Origin of the sequence: Pseudomonas sp. TREG-RG-20F-10-E-6-01, assembly GCF_022662455.1 — a bacterium.
Lineage (GTDB): Bacteria > Pseudomonadota > Gammaproteobacteria > Pseudomonadales > Pseudomonadaceae > Aquipseudomonas.
This window is the reverse complement of record NZ_JAKNQP010000005.1, coordinates 1-20,212: the sequence shown is the minus strand read 5'-3', so window position 1 is coordinate 20,212 and position 20,212 is coordinate 1. Positions and strand designations below refer to the sequence as shown.

18 protein-coding genes are annotated in these 20,212 nt (G+C 60.9%); 12 read left to right on the top strand and 6 right to left on the bottom strand.

What is annotated here, in order from left to right:
- Positions 1-88: 88 nt before the first annotated feature.
- Positions 89-2,992 (bottom strand): aminotransferase, encoded by a 2,904-nt coding sequence (locus tag L8K08_RS16315; RefSeq protein ID WP_242198700.1) that lies wholly within the window; start codon positions 2,990-2,992, stop codon positions 89-91.
- Positions 2,993-3,143: 151 nt separating this feature from the next.
- Between L8K08_RS16315 and rfbB the strand changes: the two genes are divergently transcribed.
- From rfbB to L8K08_RS16295, 4 genes are all read left to right on the top strand, one after another.
- A complete protein-coding gene (gene rfbB, locus L8K08_RS16310) occupies positions 3,144-4,226 on the top strand; it encodes a dTDP-glucose 4,6-dehydratase (protein ID WP_145159837.1) in 1,083 nt (360 codons plus the stop codon).
- A 61-nt stretch (positions 4,227-4,287) separates the two neighbouring features.
- Positions 4,288-6,096 (top strand): ATP-binding protein, encoded by a 1,809-nt coding sequence (locus L8K08_RS16305; protein WP_145159835.1) that lies wholly within the window; start codon positions 4,288-4,290, stop codon positions 6,094-6,096.
- Positions 6,093-7,478, top strand: a complete 1,386-nt coding sequence (locus L8K08_RS16300; protein WP_242198697.1) for a sigma-54 dependent transcriptional regulator — start codon at positions 6,093-6,095, stop codon at positions 7,476-7,478. The genes L8K08_RS16305 and L8K08_RS16300 overlap by 4 nt, the downstream gene beginning before the upstream one ends.
- Before the next feature lie 26 nt (positions 7,479-7,504).
- Entirely contained in the window at positions 7,505-7,960 is a 456-nt protein-coding gene (locus tag L8K08_RS16295; protein ID WP_242198694.1) for a thioesterase domain-containing protein, read from the top strand.
- Positions 7,961-8,308: 348 nt separating this feature from the next.
- Here the strand turns inward: L8K08_RS16295 and cysQ are convergent, their stop codons facing one another.
- Together cysQ and nudE are read right to left on the bottom strand one after the other, a co-directional pair.
- Entirely contained in the window at positions 8,309-9,145 is an 837-nt protein-coding gene (gene cysQ / locus L8K08_RS16290; RefSeq protein ID WP_145159830.1) for a 3'(2'),5'-bisphosphate nucleotidase CysQ, read from the bottom strand.
- On the bottom strand, positions 9,142-9,708 hold the full coding sequence (gene nudE, locus L8K08_RS16285) for an ADP compounds hydrolase NudE (protein ID WP_242198691.1): 567 nt from the start codon (positions 9,706-9,708) through the stop codon (positions 9,142-9,144). The genes cysQ and nudE overlap by 4 nt, the downstream gene beginning before the upstream one ends.
- Before the next feature lie 87 nt (positions 9,709-9,795).
- On the opposite strand from nudE, the gene yrfG reads away from it, so the two are divergent.
- Entirely contained in the window at positions 9,796-10,458 is a 663-nt protein-coding gene (gene yrfG / locus L8K08_RS16280) for a GMP/IMP nucleotidase (protein ID WP_242198687.1), read from the top strand.
- Positions 10,459-10,597: 139 nt separating this feature from the next.
- Here the strand turns inward: yrfG and lysM are convergent, their stop codons facing one another.
- Positions 10,598-11,038, bottom strand: a complete 441-nt coding sequence (gene lysM, locus L8K08_RS16275; protein ID WP_242198684.1) for a peptidoglycan-binding protein LysM — start codon at positions 11,036-11,038, stop codon at positions 10,598-10,600.
- Between the two features lie 131 nt (positions 11,039-11,169).
- Here lysM and L8K08_RS16270 point away from each other — a divergent pair, with 131 nt between their 5' ends.
- The 4 genes from L8K08_RS16270 to L8K08_RS16255 all read left to right on the top strand — a co-directional run bounded on the left by L8K08_RS16270 (position 11,170) and on the right by L8K08_RS16255 (position 16,064).
- A complete protein-coding gene (locus L8K08_RS16270) occupies positions 11,170-12,057 on the top strand; it encodes a LysR family transcriptional regulator (protein ID WP_242198682.1) in 888 nt (295 codons plus the stop codon).
- A gap of 97 nt (positions 12,058-12,154) precedes the next feature.
- Positions 12,155-12,994: a formate dehydrogenase accessory sulfurtransferase FdhD gene (gene fdhD / locus L8K08_RS16265; protein ID WP_242198678.1), complete on the top strand. Its 840-nt coding sequence runs from the start codon at positions 12,155-12,157 to the stop codon at positions 12,992-12,994.
- Positions 12,991-15,339: an FdhF/YdeP family oxidoreductase gene (locus L8K08_RS16260; RefSeq protein ID WP_124416183.1), complete on the top strand. Its 2,349-nt coding sequence runs from the start codon at positions 12,991-12,993 to the stop codon at positions 15,337-15,339. Before fdhD ends, L8K08_RS16260 begins: the two co-directional genes overlap by 4 nt.
- A 245-nt stretch (positions 15,340-15,584) precedes the next feature.
- Positions 15,585-16,064: a YMGG-like glycine zipper-containing protein gene (locus L8K08_RS16255; RefSeq protein WP_145159820.1), complete on the top strand. Its 480-nt coding sequence runs from the start codon at positions 15,585-15,587 to the stop codon at positions 16,062-16,064.
- A gap of 149 nt (positions 16,065-16,213) precedes the next feature.
- Here the strand turns inward: L8K08_RS16255 and L8K08_RS16250 are convergent, their stop codons facing one another.
- Positions 16,214-16,645 carry a thioesterase family protein gene (locus L8K08_RS16250; protein ID WP_145159818.1) on the bottom strand — a complete coding sequence of 144 codons (432 nt, stop codon included), beginning with the start codon at positions 16,643-16,645 and terminating at the stop codon, positions 16,214-16,216.
- A gap of 21 nt (positions 16,646-16,666) precedes the next feature.
- Positions 16,667-18,604, bottom strand: a complete 1,938-nt coding sequence (locus L8K08_RS16245; RefSeq protein WP_242198675.1) for a RecQ family ATP-dependent DNA helicase — start codon at positions 18,602-18,604, stop codon at positions 16,667-16,669.
- A gap of 260 nt (positions 18,605-18,864) precedes the next feature.
- On the opposite strand from L8K08_RS16245, the gene L8K08_RS16240 reads away from it, so the two are divergent.
- The 3 genes from L8K08_RS16240 to L8K08_RS16230 all read left to right on the top strand — a co-directional run bounded on the left by L8K08_RS16240 (position 18,865) and on the right by L8K08_RS16230 (position 20,167).
- Positions 18,865-19,035 carry a YhfG family protein gene (locus L8K08_RS16240; protein WP_242198671.1) on the top strand — a complete coding sequence of 57 codons (171 nt, stop codon included), beginning with the start codon at positions 18,865-18,867 and terminating at the stop codon, positions 19,033-19,035.
- Positions 19,035-19,628, top strand: a complete 594-nt coding sequence (locus L8K08_RS16235) for a putative adenosine monophosphate-protein transferase Fic (RefSeq protein ID WP_242198668.1) — start codon at positions 19,035-19,037, stop codon at positions 19,626-19,628. The genes L8K08_RS16240 and L8K08_RS16235 overlap by 1 nt, the downstream gene beginning before the upstream one ends.
- A gap of 281 nt (positions 19,629-19,909) precedes the next feature.
- Complete coding sequence (locus L8K08_RS16230) at positions 19,910-20,167, top strand: hypothetical protein (protein WP_242198665.1); 258 nt, start codon at positions 19,910-19,912, stop codon at positions 20,165-20,167.
- Positions 20,168-20,212 lie beyond the last annotated feature (45 nt).

Below are 20,212 nucleotides of genomic sequence, written 5' to 3'. Positions count from 1 at the left end.
ACTTTATAACGGATAAAAATCGGCTTTAAAAGGAAAAACAGACGATAAACAGAAAGCATTACGGCAGATAACCGATAACAATCGACTATTACAATTGCTCATCCAGCACCTTCGACAGCATGTCGACGAAGAAGTCCACGCTGCGTTTGGACGTGACCATCGGCGGCTTGATCTTGAGGATATTGAGGTAGTCACCCGTAGGCTGCATGAAAATCCCCAGCTCCCGTAACCGGTCACACAGCAACGCCGTTTCTTCGGTGGCCGGTTCCAGGGTAAGGCGGTCACGCACCAACTCCAGCCCCAGATAGAAGCCGGAGCCATGAACAGCGCCGACCAGCGGGTGACGATCGATCAACTGCTCCAAGCGCGCCTTGAAATGCCCGCCCACCACCTGGGCGTTTTCCCACAGCTTTTCTTCCTGCATCACGTCCAGCACAGCCATGCCGATCTGACAGCTGACTGGGCTGCCCCCCGACGACGAGAAGAAATACCCTTCGGCCTCCAGCGCCTCGGCAATTTCGCGCCGGGTGATCACCGCGCCCAACGGTTGGCCGTTCCCCATGCCCTTGGCCATGGTGATGATGTCCGGCACCACGCCCTGCTCTTCAAAGCCCCAGAAAAAGTGGCCCATGCGCCCATAACCCACCTGCACCTCATCGGCGATGCACACGCCGCCCTGGGCGCGCACCCGCGCGTACACCTGCTGCAAATAACCCGGCGGCAGGGAAATGCCCCCCGCATTGCCGTAGACCGGCTCGCATATGAACCCTGCCAACTGGCGTTTACTCGCGGCGATTTTCGCCAGGTTGTGTTCCACGCTTCGCACGTAATCCGGCGTACTGTCCTGCCCACGGAACTCGCCGCGATAGGTATTCGGCGCGGTCACCGGGTGCACCCAGTCCGGGCGGCTGCTCAATGCCTGCGGGTTGTCGGCAATCGAGGTCGACACCGCATCCGCCGCCACCGACCAGCCGTGGTACGCCTCCAGCACGCTGAGCATGTCGCGCCCGCCGCTGTAGGCCCAGGCCAGGCGAATCGCCAGGTCATTGGCCTCGGTGCCGCTGTTGACCAGAAACACTCGGTCCATGCCCTCTGGCGCCAATGCCAGCAAACGCTCGGAAAACTCGGCAATCGCCGCATAGTGAAAGCGCGAATTGGTGTTGAGCAGCGCCCATTGCCGCGCCGCCACCGCCGCCATGCGCGGGTGGCCATGGCCCAGCACGGCGACGTTGTTGAGCATGTCCAGGTAGGAACGGCCCTGCATGTCGATCAAGTGGTTGCGCCAGCCGCGCTCGATGCGCGGCGGATCGACGTAATAGTGCTTCTGCGAGCGAGCGAAACTGGCATCCCGACGTGCCAGCAGAGCTTCGGGGTCCAGTTCCGGCTCGGCATCACAGGCCAGCCCCAGCAACGTGGCCGGCGACGGGCAGAGGGCTTGCCACGCCGGCGCCCTGGACGGCGTGCAGAACAATGGCGGCTCGAGCTCGGCACGGCATAACTGTACGGTGAGCGGGGCGTGCACCTCACCGAGCAGTTGCCCCTTCACCAGCACCGAGCCCGGTTTCAATGAGGTTTTCACGCCGCCGACACGCAGGCTCAGTTGAGCGTCATGCAAGCACAGCAGACCGTCGTCGCCTTGGCGCAACGTACCGCCAAAGGGCGCTTCCAATACGGTGCCGTGAGGCAGATGCAATTCCACGTGAAGCGGGAAAGTCTGCGGCTCGACGGCACTGTCGGCGCGCGTTCGCGACAACCGGTATTGCCCATACCGGCTGGCCGCCAGCCCATGCACGGTCGCCGCTTCATCCAGCAACCGGCGGTCTATGCCGGGCAACTCCCAATTGCCGGCCTCAAAATGCGGGCTGAGTACACCCAGGTCGATCAGCGCAAACTCACGTCCCACCAGGCCCGGCAGCAACGGCGCGAAGTCTTGGTCGGCCATCGGCGGCAACGCTTCTGCGACACAGCTCAGGATCGCCGCCTCCATCAGCGCAAACGGCACCGAGGTCGCCACATGAAAAATTTCCCACTCATGCTCGGCATTTTTCAGCAGGTAAGTGTTGTCAGGATCAAGGCGTTGCTGCTGTTCGCTGCTGAGCACCAGCACCGCCGCGCGCGCCACGATCAGCGGCCACAACGCCTGCAATTCCTCGCGCTGCAATGGCGTCACCGCGTGGCAGGCCTGGATCGCCGGCAGGATGGCAAAGGGGTCTCCATCGGCATGGTGCAACAGCGCCGCGCAGGTCACCGACAGGTCGGCAATGCGCCAGGTGTGCACCAAATCGCCGAAATCAATTACGCCCTGGACCTGCCAATGCCGCTGGGCGTCGCGCTGCCAGACGACGTTGTCATCGGTGATGTCCAGGTGCACGGCTTGCCACGGCAGGTGATCGGCCAAAGGCTGAAGGCGCGTGTGTACGTGGTTGGCCGCGCGCTCGATGGCGTCGCGGTGCGGCAGGTTATCCAGGTTGGCCAGCAGGTGCGTGATCAGTGCATGGGCGTCGCGCGGGTCCCATTGCAACGTGCGGTCCAGGCCCGGGTGCTCGAAATGCTCCAGTGCGCGGCTGACCTGTCCACACAACTCACCAAAGCCTGCGATCACGTCACGGCCCAGGTGCGGCAGATGCGTCAGGGGCTGGCCGTCAATATAGTCCAACAACCGCAGGTGCACGGTTTGCCCACCCACGGTGACGGTCAGCAGGTCTTCCCCGGTCAGTGCGCGGTTCACCTTGGGCACGCGCACGTGCGCTTGCAGGTCATTGAGGGCGGCGTGCTGGGCCTGCAGTTCAATGGCGGCGTAGTCGCCCCGGCAGATCTTCAGAACAAAGCGGCCACGCTCGCTGTCAACTCGGTAATTGAGGTCTTGTTGGCTGCCCAGCGACTGCAACGCGCCCGTCAAACCGTAATGTTGCTCGAGCAATTGCGCGGCTTGATCGGCGCTTATTTGTGGGCAAGGCAAACTGGCACGATGGATCAATGTGGCGAGCAACATTGTGGTGACCTCTGCTTTTTCAGGCGCCTATATCGCCATTGTTCGGGGCCGTTAATCAACCCCTCACGTATACCGGGCTTGCGCCGTCCCGATTCACAACTCAAGCTATGCCAACTTCGCCAAGTCTTCGTCTAAGGAAAAGGCCCTCGACATGCGTATTCTCATCACCGGCGGTGCCGGTTTTATCGGTTCCGCCCTGGTTCGTCACCTGATTCAAAATACCGAGCACGAAGTGCTCAACCTGGACAAACTCACCTACGCTGGCAACCTGGAATCGCTGACCAGCATTGCGTCCAATAGCCGCTATGAGTTCGTGCAGGCCGATATCATCGACCAGGCCGCGGTCAGCGCCGTGATTGCGCGCTTTGAGCCTCAGGCAATCATGCACCTGGCGGCCGAGTCGCACGTAGACCGCTCCATTGATGGCCCGTCGGATTTTATCCAGACCAACATCGTCGGCACCTACAGCCTGCTGGAAGCCACTCGCGCTTACTGGCAAACGCTGGAAGAGCCGGCCAAGAGCGCGTTTCGCTTTCACCACATCTCTACCGATGAGGTTTATGGCGACCTGCACGGCGTGGACGACCTGTTCACTGAAACCACACCTTACGCGCCCAGCTCGCCGTACTCGGCCAGCAAGGCGGCGTCCGACCACCTGGTCCGCGCGTGGCAGCGCACTTACGGTTTGCCGGTGCTGCTGACCAACTGCTCGAACAACTACGGGCCGTTCCACTTCCCCGAAAAGCTGATCCCGCTGGTCATCCTCAACGCCCTCGCCGGCAAGCCACTGCCGGTCTACGGTGATGGCTTGCAAGTGCGCGACTGGCTGTTCGTCGAAGATCACGCTCGCGCGCTGTTCAAAGTGGTTACCGAAGGTGTGGTGGGCGAGACCTACAACATCGGCGGCCACAACGAGCAGAAGAATATCGACGTGGTACGCGGCATTTGTGGCCTGCTCGAAGAACTGGCACCCAATCGCCCGGCGGGCGTGGAAAAATTCACCGACCTGATCACTTTCGTCAAGGATCGCCCGGGCCACGATCAGCGCTACGCGATCGATGCCAGCAAGATTGAGCACGAACTGGGTTGGGTGCCCGAAGAAACCTTCGAAACCGGCCTGCGCAAAACGGTGCAGTGGTACCTCGATAACCTCGACTGGTGCCGCCGCGTCCAGGACGGCAGCTATCAAGGTGAGCGCCTGGGTAACACCGAGCCAAAAGACCTGATCGCATAACAACAGCATCACGCACCACAGCTAGGCATAATGCGCCTGTCCCCACAGGCGCATGATTCCCATGACTCCACCCCTTCCGCGAAGACCCCGCTGGCGCAGCCTCGCCCTGTTGGCGTTGTGCCTGGCACCGCTGCTGTGGCCGCTGGAACACCTGGCCGAGCGTTATTACGGCAGCGAACTGGCCAGTCAAAACCGCCAGACCCTCGACCTCTACGTCGCCAACCTGCTCGGCACCCTGCACCGCTATGAAGTACTGCCCCAGATTCTGGGTGACTTGCCGGCCCTGCGCACCGCGCTGGATGCGCCCGATGTCAGCACCAACCTGGTCAACGCCAACCTGTTGCTCAAGAACGTCGCCGCCCAGGCCGGGGTGGAAGTGATGTACCTGATGGACACCACCGGCAAAACGCTCGCCGCCTCCAACTGGGACAAGCAGGACAGCTTTGTCGGGCGCAATTTCTCGTTTCGCCCCTATTTCAGCGAAGCCATGGCCGGGCGCCTGGGCCGGTTTTTCGGCCTGGGCACCACGTCGGCCAAACGTGGCTACTTCTTCGCTGCCGCCGTGCGCGATGGCGAGAAGATCATCGGCGTGCTGGTGGTCAAGGTCGACCTGGACCATACCGAAAGCCTGTGGGGCAAAACCCCGGAACAACTGCTGGTGACGGACCACAACGGCGTGGTGATCCTTACCTCGCGCCCGCAATGGCGATTCCGTGCGACACGGCCGCTGACTGCCGAAGAGCGCCAAGCCATCATCGCGATCCAGCCCTACCCAACGCGCGACCCACAGCCGCTGGCCTTGAGTACGACGGCGTGGCTGCGCCAATCCTCGGCCATTGCCGAAACCGGCTGGACAGTGGAAATTCTGGCGCCGCGCTCGCTGATCAATCGCCCGGTGCGCACGGTGGTAGCGGTCGGCGGCGCCACGTTGCTGGTACTGATGCTGCTGCTGGGCTTGATGATGCAGCGCCGTCGCCATTATCTGGAACGCATCGCGTTTGAAGCCAAGGCGCGCCGCGAACTGGAAGCCCGCGTGATCGAGCGCACCAGCGACCTTGAAGGCCTCAACCGGCGCCTGAAACAGGAAGTGCTTGAGCGCGAACACGCCCAGCAGGAGCTGGTTCGCGCCCAGGACGACCTGGTGCAAGCCGGCAAACTGTCAGCGTTGGGGACCATGTCGGCGAGCATCAGCCACGAACTCAATCAGCCGCTCGCGGCGATTCGCAGCTATGCAGAAAACGCCGAGATCCTGCTCGACCACGAGCGCACCAATGACGCTCGCGGCAATCTCAAACTGATCAGCGAACTGACCGGGCGCATGGCCTCGATCATCGCGCATCTGCGCGCGTTCGCCCGTCGCGACCGCCACGCACCGGAAAGCGTGGCCCTGCAACCGGCGCTGGACGATGCACTGGCGTTGCTGGCCAAGCGGCGACGCTCGATGGAAGTCGAGCTGATCCGTGATTTGCCAGAAGCAACCCTGTGGGTACAAGCCGGCGAAACCCGTCTGCGCCAGGTACTTGGCAACTTGCTGGCCAACGCCCTCGACGCCCTTACCGAAAAAGGCCCGCCGCGCAAACTCTGGTTGAGTGCCCAAACCACCGAACAGGGCGTCAACCTGTACATTCGCGACAACGGTCCAGGTTTTTGCATGGAAGCCCTGGGCCGCGCCAGCGAGCCGTTCTATACCACCAAGACGCGTACTCAGGGCCTCGGGCTGGGGCTGGCAATTTGTGACACGTTGATGCGTGCCTTTGGTGGCGAATTACTGTTTGCCAACCACAAGGAAGGCGGCGCGCTGTTAACCTTGAAATTGCGTGCCGGCTCGCCGGGCGTCAGTCTGCAACCGTCCGAGGACCGCAGTGTATGAGTATCGATAACCAGATTCAGGTGGTGTTGATCGACGACGATCCACACCTGCGTCAGGCCCTGTGCCAGACCCTGGACCTGGCCGGGCTGAACGTCCTGACCCTGGGCGAAGCCACCGGCCTCACTGCGCGCCTGTCGCGGGACTGGCCGGGCGTGGTGGTCAGCGACATCCGCATGCCCGGCATGGACGGCCTGGAGTTGCTCGCCGAACTGCACGGCCAGGACCCGGAACTGCCAGTGCTGTTGATCACCGGCCACGGCGACGTGCCGCTGGCGGTGCAAGCCATGCGGGCCGGCGCCTATGACTTTCTTGAAAAACCCTTCGCCAGCGATGCCCTGCTCGACAGCGTGCGCCGCGCCCTGGCCCTGCGCCGCCTGGTGCTGGACAACCGCAGCCTGCGCCTGGCCCTCAGTGACCGTCAGCAATTGAGCACGCGCCTGGTCGGGCATTCGCCGCAAATGCTGCGCCTGCGCGAGCAGATCGGCGCCCTGGCCGCGACCCGTGCCGACGTGCTGATCCTCGGCGAAACCGGCGCCGGCAAAGAGGTGGTGGCGCGCGCGCTGCACGACCTGTCCAGCCGACGCAGCGGACCATTTGTGGCGATCAACGCCGGCGCCCTGGCGGAATCGGTGGTCGAGAGCGAGCTGTTCGGCCATGAGCCGGGGGCATTTACCGGCGCGCAGAAACGCCGTATCGGCAAATTCGAATTCGCCAACGGCGGCACGCTGTTTCTCGATGAAATCGAAAGCATGAGCCTGGACGTGCAGGTCAAGCTGTTGCGCCTGCTGCAGGAGCGCGTGGTGGAACGCCTGGGGGGCAATCAACTGATCCCGCTGGATATCCGCATCATCGCTGCCACCAAGGAAGATCTGCGCAAGGCTGCCGATCAGGGCCGCTTTCGCGCCGATTTGTATTACCGCCTCAATGTCGCACCGCTGCGCATTCCACCGTTGCGCGAGCGCGGCGAGGATGCCTTGATGCTGTTTCAACACTTTGCCGACGAGGCCAGCAGCCGTCACGCCCTGCCGCTTAACGAACTGCAACCGGGCCAGCGCGCGCTGCTGCTGCGCCATAGCTGGCCCGGCAATGTGCGCGAACTGCAGAATGCGGCAGAGCGCTTTGCCCTGGGGCTCGAGCTGGCACTGGACGCCACGGCGGACAACCCTGCCGCTGGCGTCCTGACCTCTACGCCGGGCGGTCTGAGCGAACAAGTCGAGCAGTTCGAAAAAAGCCTGATCGCCGCTGAACTGACCCGCCCTCACAGCTCGGTGCGCAGCCTCGCCGAAGCCTTGGGCATACCGCGCAAAACCCTGCACGACAAACTGCGCAAGCACGGCCTTAACTTCGCCGACAGCGCCAGCCACAGCGCCGACGACGAATGACCCCGCCCACTCACCAAGAGGCCGCCATGAGCCGCGACAGCCGTTACCTGGAATCCATCCTGCACCACGACATCCCGCTTACCCGAGAAATGGGCCTCAAGGTGCTCGACTGGCAACACGGCCAATTGCAGCTGCACCTGCCCTTGCAAGCCAATATCAACCACAAGAGCACCATGTTTGGCGGCAGCCTGTATTGCGGCGCCGTGCTGGCGGGCTGGGGCTGGCTGCACCTGCAATTGCGCGAAGAAGGCGTGGAAGACGGGCATATCGTGATTCAGGAAGGGCAGATCAGCTATCCGCTGCCCGTCACACGGGATGCGACGGTGGTGTGCCGGGCGCCGGAGGAGAAGGTGTGGAAGCGTTTTGTGGCGACGTATAACCGTTATGGTCGCGCGCGGCTGACGCTGGAGACGTGGATTGTGAATGAGGGGAGTGAGGAGCGCGCGGTGGCGTTTACTGGCCAGTACGTCTTGCACCGTTAACCGCCACACCCCAAAAAATATAAGAGCTGGATTACCACGGTATCTACACAATCTCGAATGGCGACACCACCCTCCGTGGCGAGCGGGCTTGCCCCGCGTTGGGCTGCGAAGCAGCCCTAAAACCTGAAACTGCGGTCTATCAGCAGAGCGCGGTGTCCTTATTGGGGCCGCTTCGCAGCCCAACGCGGGGCAAGCCCGCTCGCCACGGAAGCTCGCCTGCTAACTATTTTGCGGTTATCGGAAGTTTTACGTAGATACGCTGCGATAGCGGTCTGACAGTCACAGCGTTGGTGGCTGATCTATTGAAATCGCAGGCAAGCCAATTCCCACATTGAATCTACGCCAGGCTCAAGATCTCGCCAGGGTCAGCAAGCGCTCGCGCCATGCGGCCTTGGCCGGCAGCGCCAAAAAGAACGGGTTCAACAACGATTCACGCGCCGGATAGCTGAACGGCTCACCACTCAACTCCAACACCTCGCCGCCCGCGCCTTCCAACACGCCCTGGGCCGCTGCGGTGTCCCACTGCGACGTCGGCGCCAAACGTGGGTAGCAATCGGCACTGCCTTCGGCCAACAGGCAGAATTTCAGCGAGCTGCCGATATTCGCCAGCTTCAACGCTCCCAGGCCTTCGCTCAAGCCGTGCAGCAGGCGCTCCTGCTCAGGGCTGCTGTGGCGACGGCTGGCAACCACGGTGAAGGCTTCACCCGCTGCCGGCGTCTGGCGTACCTGTATCTGCTTGGGTGCTTCGTTCACATCAGAACGCCACGCCCCCAGCCCCGCGCCACCGAAGTAGCAACGGCCACTGGTGGGCATCGATACCACGCCAAACACCACGCGGCCTTGTTCGATCAAAGCGATATTGACGGTGAACTCTTCGCTGCCAGAGATAAATTCCTTGGTGCCATCCAACGGATCAACCAGCCACCAGCGCTGCCAGCCCGCACGCACACTCTGGTCGATATCCGCGTCTTCTTCGGACAGCACCGGAATGCTCGGGTCGAGCGCGGTAAGGCCGGCGAGAATCAGATGGTGAGCGGCCAGGTCCGCTGCCGTCACCGGCGAGTCATCCGACTTGGAGGTGACTGCCACGTCGGCGCGCCAATACGGCAGGATCACTTCACCGGCCTGACGGGCCAGCTCAATCACAGGGGCAATAAACGGGTGGCCTAAAAACAGTTCGCTCATGCGATAAACGCTCCACGCTGGATCAACAGGTCTCGTACCAGATACAGTGCCGCCAGGGCGCGCCCCTCGCTGAACTGCTCATTTTGCGCAAGCTGCGACAGCTCGCGCAGGTTAACCCGATCAACCCGCATCGGCTCAGGCTCATCGCCTTCCAGGCGCTCTTCGTACAGATCGGTGGCCAACACCACCTGGATTTTCTGGCTCATGTAGCCGGGCGACAACGACAATTCGGTAATGTGTTCCAACTGACGCGCGCCATAACCGGCCTCTTCCTTGAGTTCACGGTTGGCCGCCGCCAGTACGTCTTCGCCGGGTTCGATCAGCCCCTTGGGCAACGACACCTCATATTCATCGGTGCCGCCGCAGTACTCTTCCACCAGCAACGCATGATCGTCGTCAATCATCGCCACGATCATCACCGCGCCGTAGCCGGCACCGCGGCCTACCAGGCGCTCGTAGGTCCGTTCAACGCCATTGGAAAAGCGCAATTGCACTTCCTCCACGCGGAACAAACGGCTACTGGCGACTATTTCGCGGGCGAGGACGGTGGGTTTCTGGCGCATAAGCGGCTCCTTGGCGTGATCGGGTTACTATACCGTGGCTTTTCCGATTGTCTGTGTCGGATATCTTTACTTACATGAGAACACCCCATGCCCTCTTTGCCCTGGCACGCCATCGACACCGTCCTGCTGGACATGGACGGCACCTTGCTCGACCTGCATTTCGACAACCATTTCTGGATGGCGCACCTGCCCCAGCGCTACGCCGAGCTGCACGGCGTGAGCCGGGCCATGGCCGATATGGAATTGCAGCCACTGTTCGAGCGTAACGCGGGACAGTTGCAATGGTATTGCCTGGATTTCTGGAGCACGGAGCTGAATATTCCGGTGCGCGAACTCAAGCTGGAAACGGCCCACCTGATTGCCCTGCGCCCGGACGCGGATACCTTTCTGGCGGCGATCAAACAGGCCGGCAAGCGCGTGATTCTGGTCACCAACGCGCATCGTGATTCGCTGTCTTTGAAGTTGGAACGCATTGAACTGGCGCCGTATTTCGAGCGGTTGATCAGCTCCCATGACTATGGTTTTCCCAAGGAAGACCCACAATTCTGGGCAGCCCTGCACGCCGACATCCACTTCGACCCGGCCCGCAGCCTGTTTATCGATGACACCTTGCCGATCCTGCGCAGCGCGCGCGATTTTGGCGTGGGGCATCTGCTGGCAGTGAAAGAACCGGACAGCAAGAAGGGGCCAAAGGACACGGCAGAGTTTGCGGCGGTGGGGGATTACCGGGATCTGATCGCCGGGCTCTAATCAAAAGTGGGAGCGGGCTTGTGTGGGCGCCGGGCTTGCCCGCGATATCGGCACCTCGGTTTATCAATGACACCGAGGTGATGCTATCGCAGACAAGCCAGCTCCCACACAAACCCGCTCCCACCGTTGGGCCCGCGTATTACTCAGGAATGCGCAGTGTCTGCCCTGGGTAAATTTTGTTCACATCTTTGAGCAATGGCTTGTTGGCCTCAAAGATCTTGTTGTACTGGTTGGCGTTGCCGTACACCGCCAGGGAAATCGCGCTCAGCGTATCGCCCTTTTTCACGACGACGAAACGGGCAGCTGTCACAGCCGGGCCGGTCACGGTGATCTGGTCTTCTACACTGCCAACACCTGCGATGTTGCCTGCAGCCAGGATGATTTTTTCTTTCTCTTCCTGAGTGGCAACTTCACCCTTCACGGTGACCTTGTCGCCATCAACGGTTGCGGTGATATTCGGGTTTCCGAGCCCGACATCGCTGATGTGCTTCTTCAACTCATCACTTGCGTTGGCGTTACCCGGCGTCAACAGGTCAATAAGCTTCTCGCCTGCTTCCTTAACAAAGCTAAAAATACTCATGGTGCGCTCTCCTTGGGTTTTTAAGTTCCAGATGCCCAAGACTAGACCAGTCCTGCTGTCTTGGGTTCCAGGCCGACCAAAGACCCAAACGCGCTAGAATCCCCCGCCATTGGAATAAGCCCGGAGCGAAGATGGACATCAAACAGCTGAAATTCCTCATCGCCCTCGACGAGACGCGCCACTTCGGCCAGGCGGCCGCGCGCTGCCATATCACCCAGCCGACCCTGTCGATGCGCTTGCGTAACCTGGAAGAAGAGCTGGACTTGCCGCTGGTCAATCGTGGCCAGCGCTTTGAAGGCTTTACCGCGCCGGGCGAACGCGTGCTGGCGTGGGCGCGTACGGTGCTGGCGGCCTATGACGGCTTGCAGGCCGAAGCGGCGGCCTGTCGCGGCAATCTGGTCGGCACCTTGCGCCTGGGTGTGGTGCCGTTGTCGAGCTTCGATCCCTTGGCCTTGATGAAGCAACTGCACGAAGAGCATCCGAGCCTGCGCTTTGAACTGTCGGCATTGAGCTCCGAGCAAATCCTCGAACAGCTGGCGAGCAACCGTCTGGACCTCGGCGTGTCCTACCTGGAGCGCCTGGATAACGAGCGCTTCGACTCGCTGGCCTTGGGCGAAACCCGCATGGGCCTGCTCTACGACCAACGTTTTTTCAGCTTCGGCGACAAGCCGTTGAGCTGGGAAGCGCTGATCGAACTCCCGCTGGGCATGCTCACCAGCGGCATGCATTTCCGTCAGTCCATCGACCACAACTTCCACAGTCGCGGGCTCCACCCGCAACCGCTGCTGCAAACCGATGCGGTGCATCAATTGTTACAAGCCGTGCACGGCGGCCTGTGCTGCGCGGTGATGCCACTGGACGGCGGCCTGGATGCACTGACTGAGCACCTGCGCCTGCAACCCATTGAAGACGCTCACACATTGGCTCGCCTGGGGCTGATCATGCGTCGCAGCGCACCGCGTTCGGCATTGGCGGAAGCCTGTTTCGCGCTGTTTCAAAAATCGCAGCAAGAGCCTTGATCGACGCCATCTATCGATAGATCAGTACTGGCGATTAGACGCGACCCTTTGTCGCGCCTAGTCTAAACACTGATCAATCCGCCGGTGGTACTGCCACATGAACGCCAAGCGCCCAGTCTGCGCGGCCCCCGCCCTCGAAACGCCCGCGCCCGCCTCCAGCCAGAGCTACCAGTTTTGCAACCTCGAACACACAGAAGTCGCCAGCACAGCGTTGGCGGAAGAAGTGGCGTTGGCGATTGCCTATAACGACATCAGCCAGGCGGTCATGTTGGTGACGCCAACGGACCTGGAAGATTTTATCGTCGGCTTCAGCATCGGCAGCGGCATTATCGCCGACGCTAGCGACATATATGACTTGAAACTCAGCGGTTCGGGCTCCGCCCAGTACGCTCAGGTGCAAATTTCCAGCCGTGCCTTCTGGAACCTCAAGCAGCAGCGCCGCCAATTGGCAGGCACCAGTGGCTGCGGTTTGTGCGGTGTCGAGGCGGTGGAGCAAGCCCTGCCAGACCTTCAAGTGCTGCCCGGCGCGCCTTTACCACCTGCCGAATGGCTCGACGGCCTGCGCCAGCGCATCAGCGCGTTCCAGCCGTTGGGCCAGTACAGCGGCGCAGTGCATGCGGCGGTATTTATGAATAATCAGGGCGAATTGCTGATGGGCCGCGAAGACATCGGCCGGCATAACGCCCTGGATAAGTTGATCGGCGCCTTGATCCGCCAAAAGATTCCGACCGACGGCGGCCTGGCGATTGTCACCAGTCGCTGCAGCCTCGAATTAATTCAGAAAGTTCTGCGCGCAGGCATCCAGACCTTGGTCAGCCTGTCGTCGCCCACCGGCCTCGCCTTGCAATGGGCCCGCCGACACAACCTCAATCTCATCCACCTGCCGCAGAAAAGTGCGCCGCGGGTCTACAGCCCTGCGATGGAGAACCAGTCATGAGCCAGCACCACCAAGCCGACCAAACCCCGACTCCGCGCTACAAGCCCTACAAAGGTCCGGCTGGCGGCTGGGGCGCGCTGATCAGCGTGGCGCAGGCCTGGTTGACCAGCGACAACGCGCTGAAAAACCTGCGCATGATGCTCAAGACCAACCAGAACGGCGGTTTCGACTGCCCGGGCTGCGCCTGGGGCGACTCGCCGGAAAGCGGCATGGTCAAGTTCTGCGAAAACGGCGCCAAGGCGGTCAACTGGGAAGCCACCAAACGACGCGTGGATGCCGCATTTTTTGCCAAGCACAGCGTCACCGCACTGCTGGAGCAAAGCGACTATTGGCTGGAATACCAGGGCCGCCTGACCGAGCCGATGCGCTATGACGCCGAAACTGACCGCTACACACCCATCAGCTGGGAAGCGGCGTTCGACCTGGTCGGCAAGCACCTCAACGCACTGCCAAGCCCGGACATGGCCGAGTTCTACACCTCGGGCCGCGCCAGCAACGAAGCGGCGTACCTGTATCAGCTGTTTGTGCGCGCCTATGGCACCAACAACTTCCCGGACTGCTCGAACATGTGCCACGAAGCCAGCGGCGTAGCCCTGGCGCAAAGCGTGGGCGTGGGCAAAGGCACGGTGACCTTTGACGATTTCGAGCACGCCGATGCGATTTTCGTATGGGGCCAGAACCCCGGCACCAACCACCCGCGCATGCTCGAACCGTTGCGTGAGGCAGTTAAACGCGGCGCTCAGGTGGTGTGCATCAACCCGCTGAAAGAGCGCGGCCTGGAACGCTTCCAGCACCCGCAACACCCGCTGGAAATGCTCACCAACGGCGACAAGCCGACCAACACCGCCTACTTCCGCCCGGCACTGGGCGGCGACATGGCCATCCTGCGCGGCATGGCCAAGTTCCTGCTGCTGTGGGAACGCCAGGCCCAGGCCGAAGGCAAAGAAGCCGTGTTCGATCACGACTTCCTCAACGAGCACACCACCAACGTACTGGAGTACCTGGGCCAGATCGATGACACCTCGTGGGATGAGATCGTCGAGCAGTCCGGCCTGACCCTGGTTGAGATCGAGCAAGCGGCGCGCATGTACGCCAAAGGCAAGAACGTGATCATGTGCTGGGCGATGGGCATCACTCAGCATCGCCACTCAGTGCCGACCATCCAGGAAATCGCCAACCTGATGCTGCTGCGCGGCAACATCGGCCGCCCAGGCGCCGGCCTGTGCCCGGTGCGCGGCCACAGCAACGTGCAGGGCGACCGCACCATGGGCATCAACGAACGCCCACCGGTGGCCTTTCTCGATTCCCTGGAACGGCGCTTCCAGTTCCAGGTGCCGCGCCACAATGGGCATAACGTCGTGGAAGCCATCCACGCGATGCTCGAAGGCCGCTCCAAAGTGTTTATCGGCCTGGGCGGTAACTTCGCCCAAGCCACGCCCGACAGCCCGCGCACCTTTGAAGCGCTGCGCAGCTGCGACCTGACCGTACAGATCAGCACCAAGCTCAACCGCAGCCATTTGATGCACGGTAAAGACGCGCTGATCCTGCCGTGCCTGGGCCGTACCGACATCGATATCCAGGCCGACGGCCCGCAAGCGGTCACGGTGGAAGACTCGTTCAGTATGGTTCACGGCTCCAACGGCCAACTGCAGCCACTGTCGAAGCTGATGAAATCCGAGCCTGCGATTCTTGCCGGCATTGCTGCCGCAACCCTGGGCAGCAAACCGGTGGACTGGAACTGGCTGGTCGCCGACTACGGGCGCATCCGCGACCTGATCGCCGACACCATCCCAGGCTTCAAGGACTTCAACGAGCGCATCAAACACCCGGGCGGTTTCTACCTGGGCAACTCCGCCGGCGCACGCCGCTGGAACACGCCCTCGGGCCGCGCCAATTTCCGCCCGAACGTGCTGCCCAAAGACCTGATCCACGAACGCACCCACGCCACGGGCCGGGTGCCGGACCTGATCATGCAGTCGATGCGCTCTCACGATCAGTACAACACCACCATTTACGGCTTGGACGACCGCTACCGTGGCGTGAAAGGTCAGCGTGACGTGTTGTTCGTGAATGAAGCCGACATCATCCGCCTGGGCTTCAAGCCCGGGCAGAAAGCCGACATCGTTTCGCTGTGGGAAGATGGCCGTGAACGCCGAGTGAAGGGCTTTACGTTGCTGGCGTTTGATATTCCGGCGGGGCAGGCAGCCGCTTACTACCCGGAAGTGAACCCGCTGGTGCCGCTGGAGAGCACCGGTGATGGCAGCCATACGCCGACATCGAAGTTTGTGGCGATCCGTCTGGAAGCAGCGAGTGCGACCGGCTTGATCATGGCACGCTCGGCCTGACCGAAACCCGCTCGCCACAACAAGCCGTTCGCCACGACTACGAAAAATCCAACGCACAAAAAAGGCCGCTTTTGCATAAAAGCGGCCGTTCCGAAGTAGTTAAAGACTCGCAAAAACCACTTAAGTTCCCCATACAAAACAGCAACTTAGAGAATTGTATACAACCTGTACCACTGGTCGGTTTTCGATTGTCAGCATCCCGATACAACCTCAGGATCGCGCCGTCATCCTCTTGAGGTCTCTCTATGAAGTTTTCCTCGATTCTCTTGTTGTCCCTTGGCCTGGTCAGTGGCGCAGCCATGGCCGGTGGCACCACCGAAGCCGGTGTGGGCGGCGCATTGGGCGGGGTTCTAGGTTCGGTTGTTGGCCAGCAGGTCGGCGGTAACACCGGTTCGGCCATCGGCGCGGCGCTGGGCGGCGCGGGCGGCAGTGCAGTCGGCGCTGACAAGCGCAGCCGTGGTGAAGCAGCCATTGGCGGCGCACTCGGCGCGGCAGGCGGCAACGTGGTGGGCCGCAGCATGGGCGGCAACACCGGCAGCCTGATCGGTGCAGCCGCAGGCGGCGGTGCGGGTGGCGCGCTGGGCAACTACATGGGCAACAAGAGCGATGACGACGACCGTCGCTATCGCGGGCGGGATAACCGTCGTTATGACCGTGATGACCATCGTGGCCGTGGCCATGCGTACGGGCATCGCAAGAACAAGCATCACTACCGTCACCGTTAAGCCAACGGTCCAAGGCACACGGAAACTCCCTGTGTGAGCCGGGCTTGCCCGCGATAGCGTTGGGTCAGGAAGCGCAACTAAACCTGAACCACCGCTATCGCAGGCAAGCCAGCTCCCACATTTGAGCCTCATTGGTCACAATGGCTGCGTCACACCACCAGTCGCTGCAACGCCTCGCGCAATCGCCCCGGAATCGTCACCGGCTGGTTCGACGCCCGGTCCACAAAGACGTGCACAAAGCGCCCCGCCGCACAGGCATCCTCCTCGCCTGACTTGAACACCGCCAACTCATACTGCACCGAGCTGTTACCCAACTTGCCCACGCGCAGGCCAATCTCTATGCGATCGGGAAACGCGATCGACGCAAAGTAATCGCACGCCGAACTCACCACAAACCCCACCACTTCACCGTCGTGAATATCCAACCCCCCCTCTTCAATCAGGTAAGTATTCACCGCCGTGTCGAAGAAGCTGTAGTAGGTGACATTGTTCACGTGACCATACACATCGTTATCGTGCCAACGCGTGATGATCGGTTGGAAGTGACGGTAGTCAGCGCGTTGCGGCATCGAATCAGACATGTGCAGCTCTCATGAGTGGATTTACAGGTCATTCAGATGGGCTTGGGCCCATTCACGCACCTCGGCGTAGGGATACGCCTCCAGCGCAGCGAATCCCGGAATACCCCGCGCCTTCAACTTGGTGAACAGCGGCACGCTGATACCACCGAGGAATCGTGTCAATCGCTCCGCGCCCGGCAGTTGCCCGGTGTGCTCATGATGCCTGTGGATAAAATCACCGCACAGCGCCATGAAGTTTTTATCCACGAGCGCTGGCAAACTCGGCGGCGGCGGTAAATGCGCCACGTGGCCATGACATACCGAGCAATGCCCGCAGCGCAGCGGCGCATTTTCATCGCCAAAGTAGTGGGCCAAACGCTGGCCCAGGCATTCTTCGGTGGCAAACAGATCGAGCATGGCATGGATCCGCGCCACCTCCTTCACCTCGTGCTGCTTGAAGCCTGTGTATAACTCCTCGCTCAACGCCTGTGGATCGAACTCGGTGTGCAGCAAGCTGTAAACCTCCGTCATCTGCTTGCTTTCCAGCTCGATCAGACCCTGCTCCTGGAAGTAATCCAGCGCTTTCACCACCCGGCTGCGCTCGGCATTGTGCTGCTGGTACAGCGCGTCGAAATCCACGGTCGCCCAGGTTCTGGCGCGACTGCATACCTCAATGATCGCCGCGACAAACTGCTGTCGCTCGCCGGAGAAACGCGCCAGCAAGGCCTCGGGTTCGATCAGGTACTTGAAGCGGTACTCGGCGTAAAAAGCATAACGCGGCGCAATCACGCCCTTGAGCTCCAACTGCACCAGCAGCGTCTTCAGTGGCAGCTCGCGGATGTTGCTGTGGTCCGACAGCGACCTCAACAGGAACTCCCACTGCCCCTCGCCGCGCGCCGCCTGCAACTCCTCCAGCACACGGAGAATGCCCGCCTGTTCCGGCGTGTCGCCGTACACAAAGTTTTCCAGCACATTGAGGCTGTCGCGGTTGGCCAGCACCAGGCAATCGGACGGCTGCCCGTCCCGCCCTGCACGGCCGATTTCCTGGCTGTAGTTCTCAATGGATTTAGGCAGGTCGAAGTGCACCACATTGCGGATGTCACTTTTATCGATGCCCATGCCGAATGCGATGGTGGCGACGATGCAATTGGAGCGCCCACCCATGAAACGCTGCTGGATACCCTCGCGTTTGTCGTGGGGCAAACCGGCGTGATAAGCCTCGGCCTGAATGCCGTTGCGGTTCAGATGTTCGGCGATCTGCTCAGCAGTTTTCTGCAAGGTGACGTAGACGATACTTGGCTGATTGGCTCGCTCGCTCATCCATTCGACCAGGCGCCGACGTTTGTCATGCCCGCTCACCGGCTCTACCAGCAGGTTGAGATTGGGCCGGTAGAAGCCTGTGGTGATGACATCGTCCGGCGCAATGGCGAACTTCGCCTGCATGTCGGCAATCACCTTGGGCGTGGCTGTAGCCGTCAGCAGCAGCGCTTGTGGGATATTGAACTGACGCTGGTAGTCCGGCAGCTTCAAATAGTCCGGACGGAAGTTGTGGCCCCACTCGGAAATACAGTGCGCCTCGTCCACCACCAGCAACGAAATCTGCACGCTTTGCAGAAAGTTACGGAAGCGCTCGTTCTTCAGGCGCTCCACGGAAATCATCAGAATTTTCAGCTCGCCCGAACGCGCCCGGGCCATCACATCATTGGCGTCCTCGCGGCTCTGCGCCGAATCAATACTGCCAGCGCAAATGCCATGGCGTTGCAGGAAACCCAGCTGGTCCTGCATCAACGCCAACAACGGCGACACCACGAGCGTCAGGTGCGGCAACAGCACCGCCGACAGCTGATAACACAACGACTTGCCCGAACCGGTGGGGAAAATAGCAGCGGCCGAACGACCGGCCAGTACGGCGCTGACCGCCTCTTCCTGGCCCGAACGAAACTGTGGATAACCAAAGACCTGCTGGAGGGTGTTGTGCATAAGCTGTCACTCCATTGACCGCTGAAACGAGCCCAAAACATAGACCAGCGCGCTCAGCGAATCGAGAAAGGTCACAAGGAAAAAAGAGACAGGATGATACACAGCCTGGAGGATGGCCTTGGGCCGAAGTGCGAGGTTTTACCCAACAGCTCGCTCGTCGTGCTGCGCGTAGGGACGATCCAGTTTGATGTGGTTTTATCCCGCCTACCCTTTGACGCATTGCGCTACAATCAACCCTTGCGACCCAGGAGTACGCTGCAATGAGCGAACCGACGTTTGAGCAAAAACAGGATCATTACCACAAGATCCGTCGTTCCAATTACTTGGCAAGCCTGCGCCTGGAAGGGTTCGACACCCAACCGGCCGATGTCGACAAACCCCTGCCGACCCGCGAAGCCGTCCTCGCCAAGTACCGCAAAATTCCGCACTGATGCTCGACAAATACGGGGTGGGCCAGGATCCGTACTGCTACCCCGATAGCGGTGTCCTGCGCAACCGCCTCGATTTGCGCGATGAAATACTCCTGCATCAAGCCGAGCGCGAACTATCCGAAATTGCTGTAGGCAGCCTCCCACTCTATCCTCCGCCTTACGGCCTCGAACGACTGCAACACATCCACCGCACCCTGTTCGGCGATATCTACGACTGGGCCGGGGAGCTGCGCAGCGTCAACATCCAGAAAGGCGATACCCTGTTCTGCACGCCGAAACGCATTCCGCCGGAAGCGGCGAAAATCATTCGGCATATGGAACAAGGCAATTGGTATGTAGGCGCGACCCAGGCTGAACTGGTGCCGCTGATTGCCGAGGCTTATGGCGACCTCAACGTCATCCACCCCTTTCGTGAAGGCAATGGCCGCGCGCAGCGGATTTTGTTCGAACAGATCATTGTGAATGCCGGTTTTTCAGTGAATTGGTGGCTGGTGAAACAAGCGGCGTGGATACCGGCGAACATTGATGCGGTGGCGTGTGATTATCGGGGGCTTGAGGCGATTTTTGAGCGGTGTATCAGCGTACCTCGCTAAACAGCCTCTTGCCTGTATTGCACCATCCCACCCCACCCACCTATAGTTCGCCCCTCGCTGCACAATCAGCGATCGGGTTTGGTCACCCGATACAGAGTTCACATACGCACCTTCAGATGTCGTAGGCACTCCTGTGCCCACACGCTTCATGGCGGCTGTGTTTGGGACGCCTTCGGGCGTGCCGGGTGAATCTCTGCCGGTTGACCAACCTGGACACAGTCCGCCACCCATCGCTTGGTCACGATGATGGCGGTCCTCTAACTACACAGAGATTCAAATAAATGAACGCTATAAATCCGTCCGAAAATCGCTATCGCCTTCTGCGCACCAATTTCACCAACACCCACCCTCTCGTCATCGACACTGAAGCCACCGCCGAAGACATCCAGTCCGCCGCACACCAGCGCATCCGCGCTGCCACCGACTTACTGGAAACCTTCACCTGCCTTACCTACGAACACGCCGACCTCAAAGACATCTCCCACATCATCAATGCTCTTTACCTGCTGGTGCAGGATGAATCGCCCCGGGTTTTCTAGACACTCTCAAGGCTCGCTGCGTAACGCTTTTCAAACTCTACCGGT